We start from the raw sequence: 15385 nt of genomic DNA, 5'->3' as shown, positions 1-15385 counted from the left end.
CCGCGTCATCGCAATCCCCTTCTCACTCAATTCCATCATTTCACGAATTTCGTGAATTCAGTGTAGTGTCGTTTCCATGAAGGAGACCGAACTCCTCGGAGTACAGCAGACCCTCAGCCCCGTCCTCAAGGCCAAAGCACTGGACTGTCGACTCCCGGATCCGATCCTCGGCGACCGACACGCCGAGCGGGTCATGCGTCGCCTCGACCCTGGGTACGACAGCCGCGGGTTCGGCACCAGTCAGATGGGCCTGGCAGCCGTGGTCCGCGCGAAGGCCCACGACGACTGGGCCCGTGGATTTCTCGCCGACCACCCCGACACGGTGGTACTGCACCTGGGCTGCGGCCTCGACACACGGGTTCAGCGGATCGACCCGCCCTCCACCGTCGACTGGTACGACCTGGACTACCCGAGCGTCATCGAGCTTCGGGACCGTTTCCTGCCGCCCCGCGAGCACTACACCCTGATCAGCTCCAGTGTCACCGACCTGACCTGGTTGGAGTCCGTACCCCGGGACCGACCGTTGCTGATGATCGCTGAAGGACTGGTGCCGTACCTGACCGAGGACGATCTCCGGCGACTACTGACCAGCCTGGTCAACGCGTTCCCCACCGGCCAGCTACAGTTCGACACGGCGCCGGTCTGGGCATGGCGCATGTCCAGGTGGGACCCCACGCTCCGTAAGTATGGCACCCGGATCCACTGCGGCTTCGACGATCCGTCCACGCTCGCCGACTGCCATCCCCGGCTGAGGTACGTCGACGAAGCACCGATGTACGACGCGCCGGTCCTGATGGCCAAGGCTCCCCCGAACGTCCGCCGCGCGTACCGCCTCCTGAACCTGATCCCGGGAATGACGCGAGCGACGCGCATCGTGCGCTTCCGGTTCTAGCGGAGCGCTCGATCCAGCGGCCCCGTCAGGTGATTGCCACACGCCCGCACCCGGCGTCAGGACTCCGGGGAGGGATCCGGTCCGCGGCACACCTCGTCGACGAACTTCTCCCGCGGAGCCACTGAAATGTCATCGTCCCCGCGAAACGAAATGAAGGGAGTCGGACTCCACTGTCCCGGCCCCAGGGATGGCTCTGGGGTCCCCGCGTACTTCCATCGGACAGACCGTCCGCGCTCGCACGGCACGATCGCCCGTGACAAAATCCCCCGACGGAGCGGGCACCCCGCTCCCCCCGGGGCTGCCTGGGGACGTCGACGGCTGGGGCGAGGTGGCTGATGGCGGGGGGCGTAACCGGTGTCGAGCCCCATGCTCACCGTGGTCGGATCGTTCCTGGGTGGGGGACTGCGTAGCGCGTGCCCTCAGCAAGGGACTGGGCGAGTGTGGGATAGATGGTGAGGACACGGTCCAGTCCGGTGATGCGCAGGATCCGGCGCATCTGCGCCCGGGGCCCGGCCATCCGCAGCTCGACGCCGAGCCGGTCGGCCCGGTGGCGCGTCCCGACCAGTACGGCGAGCCCGGCCGCGTCGCAGAAGGTGATCTCTGACAGGTCGATGACCAGCAGTTCCATCCCTGGTCGGAGTGCGGTGAACAGGTATTCGCGTAACGCGGGGGTGACGGCGCAGTCGATTTCGCCATGCGGCCTGACGACGGAAATGGTTGGGCCGCGGGGCACGGACGATCCGCCATCCGCGCCGATCTGGCCGTACCGGAGCGCGGGCGCCGCACTCACCATGCCCAGCTTCCCGCGTGAACGGGCACGAGGGGCGCTGGCCCGGCCTCGGCGGGTCATCGCCGCCCGCCTTCGGGTGCCCAGTCGGCGTTGTCGGGGTCCAGCAGCAGGCGCTCGGCGGCGGTGATCAGGTCGGCTGCGTGGGTGATGTTGGCGTGTTGGGCGGCCAGTCCGATGGCGGCCCACGCTGTTGGCATGTTCACCCCGGGTGGGACGACCAATAGGTCGACCCGGGCTCCGTTGGTGCTGATCGCGGCGAGTGAGTCAGCCGGCATGGAGGTGAACCATTCGAGCCGGATCGCGCGCCCGGCTACTTCCAGCAGGTGGGGCCGGTTCTTCCAGCCGGTCGCCCCCAGCATGACGTGGTGGATGGGACCCCGGTAGTCGTCGAGGGCGAGGATGAGGCCGGGTAGCTCGGCGACGGGATCGTTGCACCGCGGCCACCAGCCGCCGTCGAGCACGGCGTGGTGGGCTGTCAAGGATTGCAGCAGCAACCGGGGCACCGAGGGCGGCGTGTCGGAGACCACGGGCCGGCGTTGGGTGGGAGTCAGCATGGAGCGGTGCTCCTGTTCTCCCGAGACGCCGCACGCGCCGCGTGCGGTCCCGGGTTGATGGGATGCGCGGATGACGGCTACAGCCTGCGCATAAGGCGAGGTAGCCCGGTGATCCAGGACTGGATCACCTCAGCGCCAACGGGGCTGAGTCTCAACAGCCACGATGCGGCGGAACGAGACTCGACGGCGATATGAGATCGGCACGACCTCTCCTTCGGAACGGCCGGTGTGGCAGCGATCCCCACCAACAGAAATGCCGTCGTCTCCAGATATCTCAACCCTACGCCCGCGGGGGTAAAGAGCAAGGCATTGAGCGGCGTGCACGGGGTATGGGCGAAGTCCCCGAGCACTTGACCTCCGCGATATGGGAGTAGGTGGCGAGCGTGCTCGAGCAGCGTGGGAGGCTGTCCGCGTACGAGGGCCACGCGATGGAGCCGGAGCGAGACCATCTCCGTCGTCCTCACCGGCGAGTCCTGGGCCCGCGTCACTGTCGCGTCTCAGGCGATCGGCTTTCGTGTCCTTTGCCCGCCAGGGCTCGGCGGAGAGCGGCGGCGAGCCCGGCGGTCTGCCGTTGGACACCTCGCCGAGCAGACGTATCGCGTAGTCGATTTCCTCGTCTCAGTTCGGAAAGGCCACCGCACTGGATATGTCGGCGCGCGGCAGGCCCGACAGGTCGGAGGCCCGCGCCGAGGCCGCGTTGGGCGCGGCGGGTACGGAACCCAGGCCGAACCGCTTCGCGGCGGACCGTCGGGAGAGTCGGCTCCATTCGTGGAGGCGGGCGCTTGCCGGCGTGTGACTACCAGGGACGTCAGTCGTTCAGACGCGTGATCGGCGAAGAACGTATCCGGCGTGATGGAGGACACCGCGGTGGTACTGACCGAACGCCCAGAACCCGGTGTCGTCGAGGTAGGTGACGCGATCGGCGTTGAGCCAGAAGCGTCCGGTGTAGGCGTCGCGGCGGCCGTTGCGCGTTTCGGTGTACCGCCCGTCCTCGCTCAGGTACTGCGTCATGTCGCGCCTGGCGTCCGTCCATTGGCCGAGTCGTGGGTCGTCGGAGTCGAGCTCGTCTGTGCCCGAGGGGCGCGTCGGTGTGCCGTGGAGGGCAATGAGTTCTCCCTCGACGACGACGGCGATCAGATCCTGGGGCTGGACGACCAGCGTCTCGGTGATCCGCCGGCTGCTGACCCTGCCTCTGATCACTGCGAAGGTCGCAGGTCGGCCCGGAGTCAGATCGAAGGAGTACGGGGCTGGCCCGGCTCAGCATCGTCGAAGACTGTGTTCACAAGCAATGGCACGACCGAGGCACCGGTGGCGTCGATCAGATGCGCCGAGTCCCGCGGACCCTCATCGCCGGTGATCCGTGTGCCCCTCACCCGCAAATCACCTGGTGCGGACAGCTGGGGACTGCTGTGTACGCGGGCGCCTGTGATGATCAGGGCGGATGTCAACGTTCTCGGTGCTCCTTGTGTGTGGGCCGTTGCCGGCACCCTACAGCCGGTTGCCGCGGGTGCGGATGGCGTGCGCATCCGTTCGGCTCCGCTCGACAGTCCTGCGGTTCGACTGTCCTTCGGCGGCGACTCGTGTCGCCGCTAAGGGGCCGGCGTGTTGCTCGCCGCCGACATCATCGCCACCCGGTGCGACCCGGGGGCCGTCGGCTCAGGCGGGGCACGCCGGACGCCATCGATGTACGGCTCATCATGCTCGGCCATCCGCTACACCACGCTTCGGTGACGGGACCGGGGCCGCGCTACCTGTTGTCCGGCGCTCCCAACCCTGACCGGGTCCCATCCTCGATCCTGGCGAGAGCGCCGTCCAGAGAGGCGTCGTCCTAGGCACGTCCAGCCTAGGAACGCGCAGACCACCCGGTATCCGCCGGATACTTGCCGGGCAGTGCCGGGCGCTCCGGGCAGTTGTCGATGCTCGACGTGCGCGCGAGCATCGACCGCACCTCCGCTGTGAGAATGCCGGTCATCGTGCTCACCAAAGTCGTCACCGGACCTACGCGGTGTGGTCGCAGGGCGTCCGTGCCCCCACGCCCGGCCCGACACCCGCGCGGGTTGGGAGCCGAGCCCCCAGCGATCCAAGGTGTTGATGACGTATCCCGGCAGTAATCAGTACCCGAGGGCGCGTTCGATGTCCGCCACGGCCTCGAGCACCAGCGGGATGAAGGCCCGCAACTCGTCCTCACTGACGACGACGTTCGGCACGGCCAGGTCGATCGCGTACTGCACCCGCCCGTCCGGTTGCCTGATCGGGACGGCGACGGCGGAGACGACCTCCTCGTGTTCGCCGAGGTTCAGCGCGTATCCCTGCCGCCGGACGGCGTCCAACTCGTCCAGGTAGTCCTCCGCGTTGGTGATCGTGCGCTCGGTGCTCACCGGGTAGTCGAGGTCCGCGGCGAGCGCGGATCGTTCGGCCGCCGGTAGGAACGCGGCGACCGCCTTGCCCATCGCGGTGCAGTGCAGGGGTGCGGGCATGCCGATCCGCGAGTACATCTGCACCGGGGCGCTGCCCGCGTACTTGTCCACGTAGATGACCGTCGGATTCTCGAAATAGCCGAGGTGAACCGTCTGCCCGGTCTTCCTGTTGAGCGCACGCAGACTCGACGCCGCGACCTGACGGACATCCATCGCCGCCACCGCGTGGAACGCGACCTGGAGCAACTTGCTCCCGACGTGATACCTGCCGGTCTCGTCGCGCGCGGGCGAAGCCTTCCTCGACGAGGAGCTGCAGCAGTCGCACCGCCGTCGAGAGGCTGACCCGGTGGGACTCCGCGACCTGGCTGGCGGTCGCCGGTTCGTCGGAAAGCGTCGCGAGGACCTTGAGGCCACGCCGAAGACTCTCACTCATCTGCCCATCCTTTCCGCCCGTCCAGCCGAGGTTCGGGCCGACCCCCGCCAACGGGCCCCTTGACGTCGCGATCAGAATCTCGTTAGATTTCCCCCATTATACGCAACCTACTTGCAATATATGCAAGCAATGCGGTGGTTCAGTGCGACCACTCAGCCCGTACGCGAATCGGCGTGGAGGAATGAGTTGACACAGACCGAATGGCGCACGCCTGTCGGAATTTGCGCCATGTGTGGGCGCGACCAGGAAATGACGTTTCCGGACTACTGCGCGAACTGCGGTGGGCCGGTCGTTCTCCCTCCGGCGACGCCCACACTCGCCCACACCACGAACCTGCCCGGTATGTGGAGATACGCGGGTCGGTTGCCGGTCACCTCGGACACCGCGTGGCTGAGCATGGGCGAAGGGGGGACCCCGGTCGTGCCGGCGGCCGCGGCGGCGGAGTGGTGCGGCGTCGAACGCCTGATGCTCAAGCTCGATCACCTGAACCCGTCGGGGTCCTTCAAGGACAGGGCGACGGCGGTGGGGGTGGCGCAGGCCGTGCGGCAGCGGGCACGCGCCGTGGTGTGCGCGTCGAGCGGTAACGCGGCCGGATCGACGGCCGCGTACGCGGCGCGCGCCGGACTCCCCGCGGTAGTCCTGACGCCGGAGGCGGTTCCCCCCGGTAAGGCCGCCATCGCCCGCGCACACGGCGCGACGGTGCTTCGGGTACGAGGCGACTACAGCAACACCTTTCGTGCGGCACGGGAGCTGGCTGACCGCTTCGGCTGGATCAACCTCACCACGACATACGTCAATCCAGTCGCCGTCGCCGGGCTGAAGAGCGCCGGATACGAACTGGCGGACCAGCTCGGTGATACCCCGGACTGGATCGTGGTGCCGATCGGCGCGGGCCCGCTCGTGCACGGCATCGTGACCGCCTACCGGGAGCTACGGGACTCGGGGGAGGTCGCGGCGCTGCCACGGATCCTCGGCGTGCAGGCGGAGGGCTGTGCGCCGATCGCCGACGCCTTCGCCCGGGACGCGACGGAGGTCGTCCCCTGGCCGGAGGTCCGGACCCGGATCTCAGCGATATCCGACCCGTTGCGCGGCTATCCAGCCGACGGTACCTACACCCTGCGGCTGGTGCGCGAGTCGAACGGGGTCATGGCGACCGTGAGCGATACCGCGGCGGGTGAGGCCGTGGACCAACTCGCGCACCGGGAGGGGCTGCTCATCGAGTCGGGGGCCGCCGCCGATCTGGTCGCCGTCCGGACGCAGCGGGCGCGGGGGACGATCGGTCCGGACGAGACCGTCGTGTGCGTGCTCACCGGGAACGGCGCCAAGACGTTGTCCGCCGAGGCCGGGCCGGACGACCCCGTGGTCGCCGACGCCGACGAGGCGATCGACCACCTCGGGGCGCTTCCCGAGACGGCGGAAGGAATGACGGTCTGATGTCGGATCGGATGCTTCTGCACGGTGGCGAGGTCATCGACGGAACGGGGAAGGCACGCCGCCGGGCCGACGTGTTGGTGGAGGACGGCCGGATCAGCGCCGTCGCCGCCATCACGCCCAGCCCCGACATGCCGACCATGGACGTCACGGGTGCGGTGGTCTTCCCGGGTTTCGTCGACGTACACGCCCATGACGATCTGGCGTTGCTGCGGTCCGGCGGCGTCGAACCGAAGGTCATGCAGGGAGTGACCACGAACGTGGTCGGCAACTGCGGGCACGGCTGCGCGCCGGTCGCGGTCGACCCACACGCGCAGGCGTCCCATTCCGGTCCGATCCTCGGTCACTTTCCCGAGAGCGTCCCCTGGCGGGACTTCCCCGGATATCTGGACCATCTGAGCACGAGCGGGTTGCGGACGAACGCCGTGGCTCTGGTGCCGCACGGCGCCTTGCGCGCGTCGATCGTCGGCTACGCCCGCCGCCCCCTGGACACCCACGAACTCGCACGCGCCGTTCGTGACCTGGACGAGGCGTTGGACCACGGCGCGGCCGGACTGTCGCTCGGGCTGATGTACGCCCCCGGCGACGTCGCCGACCACGCCGAGCTGGTGGCGCTGGCGCGCGTCGTCGCCGCGCACGACCGGATACTCGCGGCACACATCCGCAGCGAGGGCGACGACGTCGTCGGGTCCCTGCGGGAACTGCTCGACATCGCACGACAGAGCGGAGTCAGGGTCCAGCTCAGCCACCTCAAGGTGGTCTCGCCGCGCAACAGGGGTCGCATGCGCGAGGTCCTAGACGTGCTCGACGGTGCGCGGTCAGAGGGGATCGACATCACGGCCGACGTCTACCCCTACACGGCGGGCAGCACGACCGCGGCGGCCCTGTTTCCAACCTGGACGCTCGCCGAAGGGGTGCGGGGGCTGCTCTCCTTGCTGGACACGCCCTCCGATCGGTCCCGGATCGTGGAGAGCCTGCACCGCCCATGGCAACGGCAGGAGAACAACTTCCTGGCGCTAGGCGCGCACCGCGTTCTGTTGTCCGGCTTCCGGCAGCCGGAGAACGCGGACTACGAGGGCGTCCTGCTCTCCGAGATCGCGGCCGATCGCGGCGTCGACGCGGCGGAGTGTCTCTGCCAACTGATGTGTGAGGAACGCGGCGAGATCACCGTCGTCATGTTCCAGATCGACGAAGAGGATGTCACAGCGGCGCTCTCCTGGCCGTGGTCCCTCATCGGATCGGATGGCCTGCCCATTCAGCAGCCGTATACGCACCCGAGAATGTACGGCACCTTCGCCCGCGTGCTCTCCGAATACGTCCGCGAGCGTCGGCTCTTCTCTCTCGAGGAAGCCACGCGCCGGATGGCCACACTGCCCGCCGAGCGCTTCGGAATTCCGGGACGAGGCGTCATCCGCTCGGGCGCCGCGGCTGACCTGGTCGTCGTGGCGCCCGAGCACATCGAGGACCACGCGACATTCGCGAACCCGCGACGCTTCCCCGAACACATTCACGCCGTTGTCGTCAACGGCGCCTTCGCGATGACGAACGGTCTCGCCACCCAAAGCACGGCGGGCTCACTTCTACCGATCGAGAAGAGCCCTATCGCCTGACGAACGGAAGGTTGGCCCACGAACATGACAGCCGAATCCAACTCCGTGTATTTGATGGCCTTCTTGGCCACGATCGTACTGATGCTCGGCCTGGGAATCCTGGTCGCCCGCCGCAACCGCACCGGAGAAGACTTCCTGCTCGCGGGAAGACGACTGACCATCCCGATGGTCACCGGAAGCGCCCTGGCCACCTTGGTGGGCACCGGATCCAGCCTCGGTGCCGTCAGCCTGTCGTACACGAACGGCTGGGCCGGCGCGCTCTACGGGCTGGGCGGGGCCGTGGGCATCTTCCTGCTGCTCTGGTTATTCGCCGACGCTCGTGAACACGGCTTCATGACCTTCCCGGAGGAGATGAGCTTCTACTACGGAGCGAACCGCGTCATCAAGGGCACCGTCGCCATCGTCCTGTTCCTCGCCACGATCGGCTGGTTGGGTGCGCACATCCTCGGCGGAGCGCTTTACCTCTCCTACCTCACCGGTATGGACATGGCTCTCGCCAAGGTCGTGGTCGCGGTCGGTTTCGGCCTCTACACCGTGATCGGCGGTTATCTCGCGGTCGTGGTCACCGACATGGTGCAGGGAACCATCCTGTTCCTCGGATTCACCATCCTCGCCGTGCTCGCGTTGGTGAAGGTCGGTGGCTTCGGCGCCATCAACGACGGCGCACCCGCGGCGTCGACCTCCTTCTTCGGCATCGAGGCGTTCGGTCTCGTGCCGGCGATCTCGCTCGCCGTGGTCATCGCGGTCGGAGTGCTCGCCACGCCCTCGCACCGGCAGCGCATCTACTCGGCGAAGAACACGCGGACCGCGCGCCAGAGTTTCGCGTTGGTCGGGGTGCTCTTCGCGATCTTCGCGATCGCTCCTCCCATCGTCGGCCTCTCCACCCAGGTCCTGAGCCCGGGGATGGACAACCCCGACCTCGCGTTCCCCTACCTGGCGACGGAGGTCTTCCCGCTCTGGGTCGGCGCGCTGCTCCTCGTATCCGGACTCTCGGCGACCATGTCGTCCGGGGACTCCGAAGCGCTCACCGGCGTCACGATCTTCCTGCGCGACATCAGCTACCTGGTCACGGGCCGGCTTCCCAAGGCCGAGAACATGGTGTTCCTCTCGCGGATCGCGCTGGTCGCCGTCCTGGTACTCGCCCTGTGCGGTGCCCTGCTGGCGGAGACGATCATCGACTACATCACGACGATGATCTCGACGGTGCTCACCGGCCTGCTCGTGGCCGCGTTGCTCGGAAAGTTCTGGCGGCGCACCACGTGGCAGGGAGGCCTGGGCGCGATCATCGGCGGCGCGGTCGCGGCCATGACCGTCAATCTCAGCGCCCCTCTCACCGAGTTCTGGGGCAACCCCGCGATCCCGTCGCTCGCCGCGGCGCTCATCGTCGGGGTCGTGGTGAGTCTGGTGACCCCACGCCGGCAGACCAGCGACGCGGAGGCGCTGCGCATCCTCGCCGACGAACGGGCCGAGCTCGAGGTCGGGACCCACCTGCGCCGCAGCGAATCCACCCCAACCGAGGAGCGCGAGGTGTAGGAGGGGTGGACGGTGGGGGTGGCCCCCGCGCCGCCCCCACCGTCCACCCACCGCCCGGAGGGGGCTAGGTCAGCAGGCGCGATCGTATCCGCCGGATCAGGGTGAGAGCGAGGCCACCGGCGACCGCCACCCCGCCCAGTAGGACCACGGCCGGAGGCACGTCTTCACCCGGGTATCCGGAGAGGAACAGGAGCGGCCACGTGGGCGGGAGGGCGAGCAGTGGGGACCACCAGGGTGTGGGCAGGATCCAGACGAGCACGGGTGTCAGGACGGAGACAGCGGCCACGGTCTTGATGACCACGAGGGCCTCGACCTTGTTGCTCGCGTAGGCCGTCGTGGCCAGTACGGCCAGGGGTGCGAACAGCGTGGCGAGGACGATGGCGGCCGCGAGCCCCGGCGACATAGACGGGGCCAGACCCGACACGGGTACGGCGACGGCGAGGCCGAGAAGGGCGAGCAGCGCGGCCGTACCGGCTCGGAAACCGAAGTAGCCGGTCAGTGACAGCGGTGAGACGCGGAGTATGAGCAAAATGTTGTCGTCGGTGTCCTCGGCGACGCGCAGCGCCACCACCGCTCCGACGATCATGGGAACGTGCAGCAGGACCAGTGTCGCGAACACGGCGGGGATGTGGGCGGCGAGGTCGACGCCGTGGGCCGTCCGAAGGTACTCGTCGACCACTGGGTGCGCCCATCGCAGGACGAGCGCCAACGGCAACGGGCCGAGGCCCACGGCCAGGAGGAGCGGATCGCGGTGGACACCGCCCAGTTCGTGCCGGGCCAGCCGCGTGACGGGGTGTCCCCGACGCCTGGATCCGGCGGGGCGGCGTGGGCGTACCCGGGCGGAGCTCCGCGTCGTGTCCCGCCCGGGTTCCCGGCCGGCGCGCACCGGGTCGGCCTCCTCCTTGTCCAGGCTGGATGCCTCCACGTCCGTCACGGTGTCGTGTCCGACCGCCCACCAACACACGGCCAGGGCGAACGCCACCGCGTATAGCAGAGCGATCGGCTCGCCAGGCCCCTGTGGTGTTCCCGCCTGTCCGGTCACGCCACGATTGATCAGCTCGGCGGTGGCCGTGGTGGGAACCACCCACAGCAGCGGAGTCTGGGCCACACCGGCCAGGTGGAGAACCGGGAGCACGGTGAACGGGAGGATGGCCGGCGCGGTGGCGAGCATGGCCCCCTGGAAGGTGCGGGTGCGCGCGCCCAACCCGAGACACAGGGCCACCAGCAGGATCGAGGTGAGCGCGACGCCGCCCGTGGTGTACGCCAGCGCTCCCCAGATCCGCCCGGCCGGCACGGTCACCGCGGTCATGGGGACCGCCATGGCGATCGCCGGGAGCGTCAGTACCCCGACCCGGACGAGCATGGCCTTCCTGTGGCTGACGGGGGTGATGGCCCGCGCGGCGGCGGTACCCTCGACCCTCTCGAACATGAGCAGACCGACGGCGAACAGCGCGCCGAATCCGGCCGTGTCCAGGAACAGGAGATAGGGAGCCAGCACCTGTGCCCCGGGGGCCGGCACGGCCAACAGCATCCCGGTCCACAACGCGGCCAGGACGGCCGAGACCGCCACCACCCCGTAGCGCCACACGACCCGTGCCTCCAGCGCGAACGTCGCGGCGACGCCGTTCACAGTCGGACCTGGGTCACCGCGGCGAAGACGTCGTCGAGTGTCGCCTCACGCGTGTGCAGGGTGGTCACCGAGCCAGAGTCCACGAGTGCCGACAGTGCGCCGCCGGCCCCCAGGTCCGTGAGCTCGAAGGTGCGACGGTGGGGCCGGCCGCCGACCACGTACTCGGCCACGACACCGGGGTGACCGTAGTGACGGCGGAAAACCGTCCGGGGTGTCGATGGCGGCGATCCGACCATCGACGACGAAGGCGATCCGGTCGCACAGGTCCTCCGCGGTGCGCATGTCGTGGGTGGTGAGGAAGACGGTGGCGCCCCGGTCCACCTCGGCGCGGATGACCTCACGGAGCCGCGCGGCGCGAACGGGGTCCTGCCCCGAGGTGGGCTCGTCCAGGAAGAGCAGCCGGGGAAGGTTCAGCAACGCGCGCGCGAGGCTCAGGCGCATCCTCATGCCCTTGGAGAACCCGCCCACCCGCTGGTCGGCGGACTCCCCCAGGTCCACACGGTCCAGCAGCTCCGCGGTGTCGACCGTCGGACCACGGTAGAGGGAGGCGAAGACCTCCAGGTTCTCCCTGGCGGTGAGGCGGGTGAACTCGGCGGGCAGTTCGAAGCCCACGCCGATCTCCTCGTAGTACTCCCGTCCCCACTCCGGCAGGGGTCGACCGAACACCCGCACCTCACCCCCGTAACCACGCACCAGCCGGGTCAGAACCCGCTGGACGGTGGACTTGCCCGCCCCGGAGGGGCCGAGGAAACCGAAGACCTCGCCCGCTCCCACCGTGAACTCCATCCCCCGCACCGCGTCGGTACGCGCCCGGCGGTAGCGCACGGACAGGTCCCGCACCGAGATGACGTCGTGGGCGCGCTCATCCACCCTGGGCTCCAGCCGCCTCGAGAGTGTCGAACGCGTGACCCATGAGCGTGGGAAGGTCCCCGCCCCCGCCGTCCTCGACCCAGATGGTGATGGCGGTGGTGAGCACGGAGACACAAGCCGCCGCGACGACACGCACGGCCATCGGCACCTCCTCGGTCCCCGGTGGGTCGCACAGCCCTCTCTCGAACGCGATCTGGGATCCCCGCAGGCTCTCTCCCATCCGGGCCCGCAGCGCCGGAGTGTCCAACAACAGGCGGGACCGCAGCAGCAACGCCTCGCGGTCTCGTTCGTAGACCTCCGGCATCGCACGCATGACCGCGTCGCGAACCCGCCGCAGCGGAGGACGCTCCGACGGTTGGGCGCGCACCAGCTCCTCGAGCATCGGGTCGTAGTCGTCCCGCAGTACCACGTCCTCCTTGGTGGGGAAGTACCGGAAGAACGTCATGTGTGAGACCCCCGCCTGGGCCGCGATGTCCGCGACGGTCGTGTCCTCGTACCCCCGCTCGGCGAACAGGCGGAACGCCGCCTCCCGCAACGCGGCCCGCGTGCGTTCCCGCTTCCGCTCACGCCAGTCCGTCATGTCCCCCCACCAATTGACGTTAGTTCATAACATGTTACTCCATCACATTACCCTCCGGAACCCCGGACCCAACCGGACGACCGAGTTCGTCCGCTCGCGACGAGGCGGCCGGCGCGCGGAAGGCACGAGCTTCCCAGGCGCCGGATGCGCGGGGGCGCACACCCAGGACCCGACGACGCAATTGGATCCAATCTGAATACGCACCACTCTTGCCCATCAGCAACCACCCCTTCCACCGAGACCTGATGCCACCGCAAACGGCCAGGCCAGCGAAATGAGAGGCGTCCTCCGCATGGCGGCTCCCTCGAACCCCCTCAGCCTCCATCTTGACCTCGACACACGGTTGGTGACACTCTTTGCTGTGTATTGGATCCAAAAACTGAGGGATCGGTATCCACTATGAGTTCTGGTCACCCGCCTTCCCCCGCGACCTTCCTCGCTCCGAAACGCACGTGGGTGGGAGCGGACACTTTGCACGCGGTTCCCCACGGGCTGACGCGCCCGGGGGGCGCCGGCTCCGTGCTGTTGGCCGTGGACCGCGTACTCGTGGACCACCCGTCGGTACGTCTTCTGGTGGAGGAGTTCCGTGCCCTGGGGGTCGTCCCGGAGGTGGTGTCGGACTTCGGTCCGGAGCTCACCTCCGACCAGGTCGACTCCGCCGCCTGGGTGGCCCGCGCGCGCGGCGTGGGGGCCGTGGTGGGCGTCGGCGGCGGTTCGGTGCTGGACGCTGCCAAGATGATCGCTCTCCTCGTCACCAACGACGGGACGAGCTCGGACTGGTTCGGTGCCGTGGAGCCACCGCACCGTCCGCCCGAGCTGGTGCTGGTCCCGACCACGGTTGGCACGGGAGCCGAGGTGACCCGCGTCTCGATGATCACCGACGGGGGCGAGAAGCGGATCGCGGCCTCGGCGGCCTTCGTGCCCGACCTGGTCGTCCTGGACGAGCGGCTGGTCGCCGACCTGCCCGCGCCCGTCGTCGCGTCCACCGGCCTGGACGCGCTCGCCCACGCCAGCGAGTCGATCCTCGCCAGCAGCAGCACTCCGCTGACGGAGGTCCACGCCGAGACGGCCATCCGGCTCGTCACCGGGAACCTGGACGCGGCCTACGGCGGGGACCGGGACGCCACGGGTCGCCTGCTCGTCGCGGCCTACCACGCCGGCCTCGCGCTCAACGCCGGGGTGGTGCTCGGCCACAGCCTGGGGTACGCGGTCAACCACGAGCGGCCCCTCCCCCATGGCACGACGACGGGATTGGCCCTGCCCTACACGATCGCCTACAACCACCGCGTCGAGGAGCGCCGGGCGACGCTGCTCGCGAGCGCCCTCGTCGGAGAGCCGACGCGGGACCTACGCGCCGCCGCGGAGGAGGTCCTGGCCCTGGTTCGACGGGTCGGACAGCCGGGGTCCCTGAACGAGGCCGGTGTCCCCGCCGGCGTGGAGGACGCGATGGCGCGGCGCACCGTGGAGCTCTACCCCCGACCCACCAACCCCGAACCCATGAACCTCGAGCGTGTTCGCGCGCTCCTGACCACGATGCGCGACGGCGACCTCGAGGGTGCCTTCGCGGTCACCACGGGAATGGAGTCAGCATGACCGTCACCGGCAATCTCGTCGCTGGAGACTTCCTCGGCACTGCAGCACCGACCTGATCGAGGTCCGCGACCCCCGCCGACCTGCGCAGGACCGTCGGCAAGGTGCCCGCCATGACGGTGTCCGACGTCCGCGGCGTCTACGAGGCCGCTCGGGAGGGGCGCGTGTGTGGCGGGCCCTCGGACCGATCGCGCGGGGGGACGTGCTGCGGGCCGCGGCCGCCAGACTGCGGGCGGAGCGGGACGGCCTGGCACGGATCATCGTCGGCGAGATGGGCAAGACCCTCGCCGAGGCGACCACCGAGGTGACGAAGGCGGCCGACTTCTTCGACTACTTCGGCGGTCTGGCCCGCCTACCCTTCGGTGAGCTCGTTCCCGACGCCCGCCCGGGGACCCAGACCCGGGTGATCCGGGAGCCCCTCGGGGTGACGCTCCTGATCACCCCCTGGAACGACCCGCTGCTGACCCCGGCGCGGAAGGCGGCCCCGGCCTTGATCGCGGGCAACGCGGTGGTGATCAAGCCGGCCACGCTCACGCCCCTCATCGTCCTGAACCTCGCCCGGATCCTGCACGAGGCGGGCGTCCCGGCAGGGTCGTCGGCACCGTGACGGGCCGGGTCCGGGAGATGGGCGACGCGCTGTTGGACGACGACGCGCTACGCGCCCGTGAGCTTCACCGGTCCACCGAGATCGGTCTGGACCTACCAGCGTCGCCTCGCGGGCCGGCCGGTACGGACTGCAGACGAGATGGGCGGAAAGAACGCGGTCGCCGTCCTCGCCGACGCCGATCTGGAGGTCGCGGGGCGGGACCAGAGTGGCGGGGCCTTCCGCCCAGGCCGGACAAGCGGTTGCACCGCCGACGTTCCCGGCTCGTCCGTGGTCAGTTCGTGGCCGAGCCCCTGCTGGACGCCGTGCGTCGGCGGGTCCGTGCGTTTGACGTCTCGCGGGGACACTCCCGCGTGGGACCACTGGAGGCTGTGTCGGGCGTGACGCGCGGCGACGAAGAGGGTCGAGCCAATCCAGCACCCGCGGTCGACCGACGGTTCCGAGGTCGTCG

12 protein-coding genes and 2 pseudogenes are annotated in these 15385 nt (G+C 69.2%); 6 read left to right on the top strand and 8 right to left on the bottom strand.

Annotation, left to right across the window (positions count from 1 at the left end):
- Positions 1 to 76: 76 nt before the first annotated feature.
- A complete protein-coding gene (locus tag J4H86_RS00065) occupies positions 77 to 892 on the top strand; it encodes a class I SAM-dependent methyltransferase (RefSeq protein ID WP_236541139.1) in 816 nt (271 codons plus the stop codon).
- Between the two features lie 370 nt (positions 893 to 1262).
- Here the strand turns inward: J4H86_RS00065 and J4H86_RS00060 are convergent, their stop codons facing one another.
- From J4H86_RS00060 to J4H86_RS27535, 5 genes and pseudogenes are all read right to left on the bottom strand, one after another.
- Positions 1263 to 1685 (bottom strand): STAS domain-containing protein, encoded by a 423-nt coding sequence (locus J4H86_RS00060; RefSeq protein ID WP_236544196.1) that lies wholly within the window; start codon positions 1683 to 1685, stop codon positions 1263 to 1265.
- A gap of 53 nt (positions 1686 to 1738) precedes the next feature.
- Positions 1739 to 2236 carry a DUF5994 family protein gene (locus J4H86_RS00055; RefSeq protein WP_236541138.1) on the bottom strand — a complete coding sequence of 166 codons (498 nt, stop codon included), beginning with the start codon at positions 2234 to 2236 and terminating at the stop codon, positions 1739 to 1741.
- A gap of 816 nt (positions 2237 to 3052) precedes the next feature.
- The gene (locus J4H86_RS00050; RefSeq protein WP_236541137.1) at positions 3053 to 3436 is read right to left on the bottom strand and encodes an Atu4866 domain-containing protein; all 384 of its coding nucleotides are present in this window, start codon (positions 3434 to 3436) and stop codon (positions 3053 to 3055) included.
- 911 nt (positions 3437 to 4347) lie between these two features.
- Positions 4348 to 4899 carry an IclR family transcriptional regulator gene (locus J4H86_RS00045; RefSeq protein ID WP_236541146.1) on the bottom strand — a complete coding sequence of 184 codons (552 nt, stop codon included), beginning with the start codon at positions 4897 to 4899 and terminating at the stop codon, positions 4348 to 4350.
- A gap of 46 nt (positions 4900 to 4945) precedes the next feature.
- Positions 4946 to 5086: pseudogene (locus J4H86_RS27535) on the bottom strand (helix-turn-helix domain-containing protein); the annotation flags it as partial.
- A gap of 249 nt (positions 5087 to 5335) precedes the next feature.
- On the opposite strand from J4H86_RS27535, the gene thrC reads away from it, so the two are divergent.
- Genes thrC through J4H86_RS00030 form a run of 3 tightly spaced genes read left to right on the top strand, consistent with a single transcriptional unit; the run spans position 5336 to position 9660 of the window.
- The gene (gene thrC / locus J4H86_RS00040) at positions 5336 to 6520 is read left to right on the top strand and encodes a threonine synthase (protein WP_236541135.1); all 1185 of its coding nucleotides are present in this window, start codon (positions 5336 to 5338) and stop codon (positions 6518 to 6520) included.
- Positions 6520 to 8127, top strand: a complete 1608-nt coding sequence (locus J4H86_RS00035; RefSeq protein ID WP_236541134.1) for an N-acyl-D-amino-acid deacylase family protein — start codon at positions 6520 to 6522, stop codon at positions 8125 to 8127. Before thrC ends, J4H86_RS00035 begins: the two co-directional genes overlap by 1 nt.
- A 24-nt stretch (positions 8128 to 8151) precedes the next feature.
- The gene (locus J4H86_RS00030) at positions 8152 to 9660 is read left to right on the top strand and encodes a sodium:solute symporter family protein (RefSeq protein WP_236541133.1); all 1509 of its coding nucleotides are present in this window, start codon (positions 8152 to 8154) and stop codon (positions 9658 to 9660) included.
- A gap of 64 nt (positions 9661 to 9724) precedes the next feature.
- On the opposite strand, the gene J4H86_RS00025 is transcribed toward J4H86_RS00030, so the two are convergent.
- The 3 genes and pseudogenes from J4H86_RS00025 to J4H86_RS00015 form a co-directional block, all read right to left on the bottom strand.
- Entirely contained in the window at positions 9725 to 11290 is a 1566-nt protein-coding gene (locus tag J4H86_RS00025) for a fluoroquinolone export ABC transporter permease subunit (protein ID WP_236541132.1), read from the bottom strand.
- Positions 11287 to 12160 (bottom strand): annotated as a pseudogene (locus tag J4H86_RS00020) (ABC transporter ATP-binding protein). The gene J4H86_RS00025 and the pseudogene J4H86_RS00020 overlap by 4 nt, the downstream one beginning before the upstream one ends.
- A complete protein-coding gene (locus J4H86_RS00015) occupies positions 12153 to 12740 on the bottom strand; it encodes a TetR/AcrR family transcriptional regulator (RefSeq protein WP_236541130.1) in 588 nt (195 codons plus the stop codon). Before J4H86_RS00015 ends, J4H86_RS00020 begins: the two are co-directional and overlap by 8 nt.
- Positions 12741 to 13139: 399 nt before the next feature.
- Between J4H86_RS00015 and J4H86_RS00010 the strand changes: the two genes are divergently transcribed.
- Together J4H86_RS00010 and J4H86_RS00005 are read left to right on the top strand one after the other, a co-directional pair.
- Positions 13140 to 14333 carry an iron-containing alcohol dehydrogenase family protein gene (locus J4H86_RS00010; RefSeq protein ID WP_269134508.1) on the top strand — a complete coding sequence of 398 codons (1194 nt, stop codon included), beginning with the start codon at positions 13140 to 13142 and terminating at the stop codon, positions 14331 to 14333.
- A gap of 163 nt (positions 14334 to 14496) precedes the next feature.
- Positions 14497 to 14937: an aldehyde dehydrogenase family protein gene (locus tag J4H86_RS00005; protein ID WP_236541144.1), complete on the top strand. Its 441-nt coding sequence runs from the start codon at positions 14497 to 14499 to the stop codon at positions 14935 to 14937.
- Positions 14938 to 15385 lie beyond the last annotated feature (448 nt).

It is taken from the genome of Spiractinospora alimapuensis (genome assembly GCF_018437505.1).
GTDB classification, from domain to species: domain Bacteria; phylum Actinomycetota; class Actinomycetes; order Streptosporangiales; family Streptosporangiaceae; genus Spiractinospora; species Spiractinospora alimapuensis.
The sequence above is the reverse complement of the archived record's forward strand: the minus strand, read 5'-3'. Positions and strand labels throughout refer to the sequence as shown.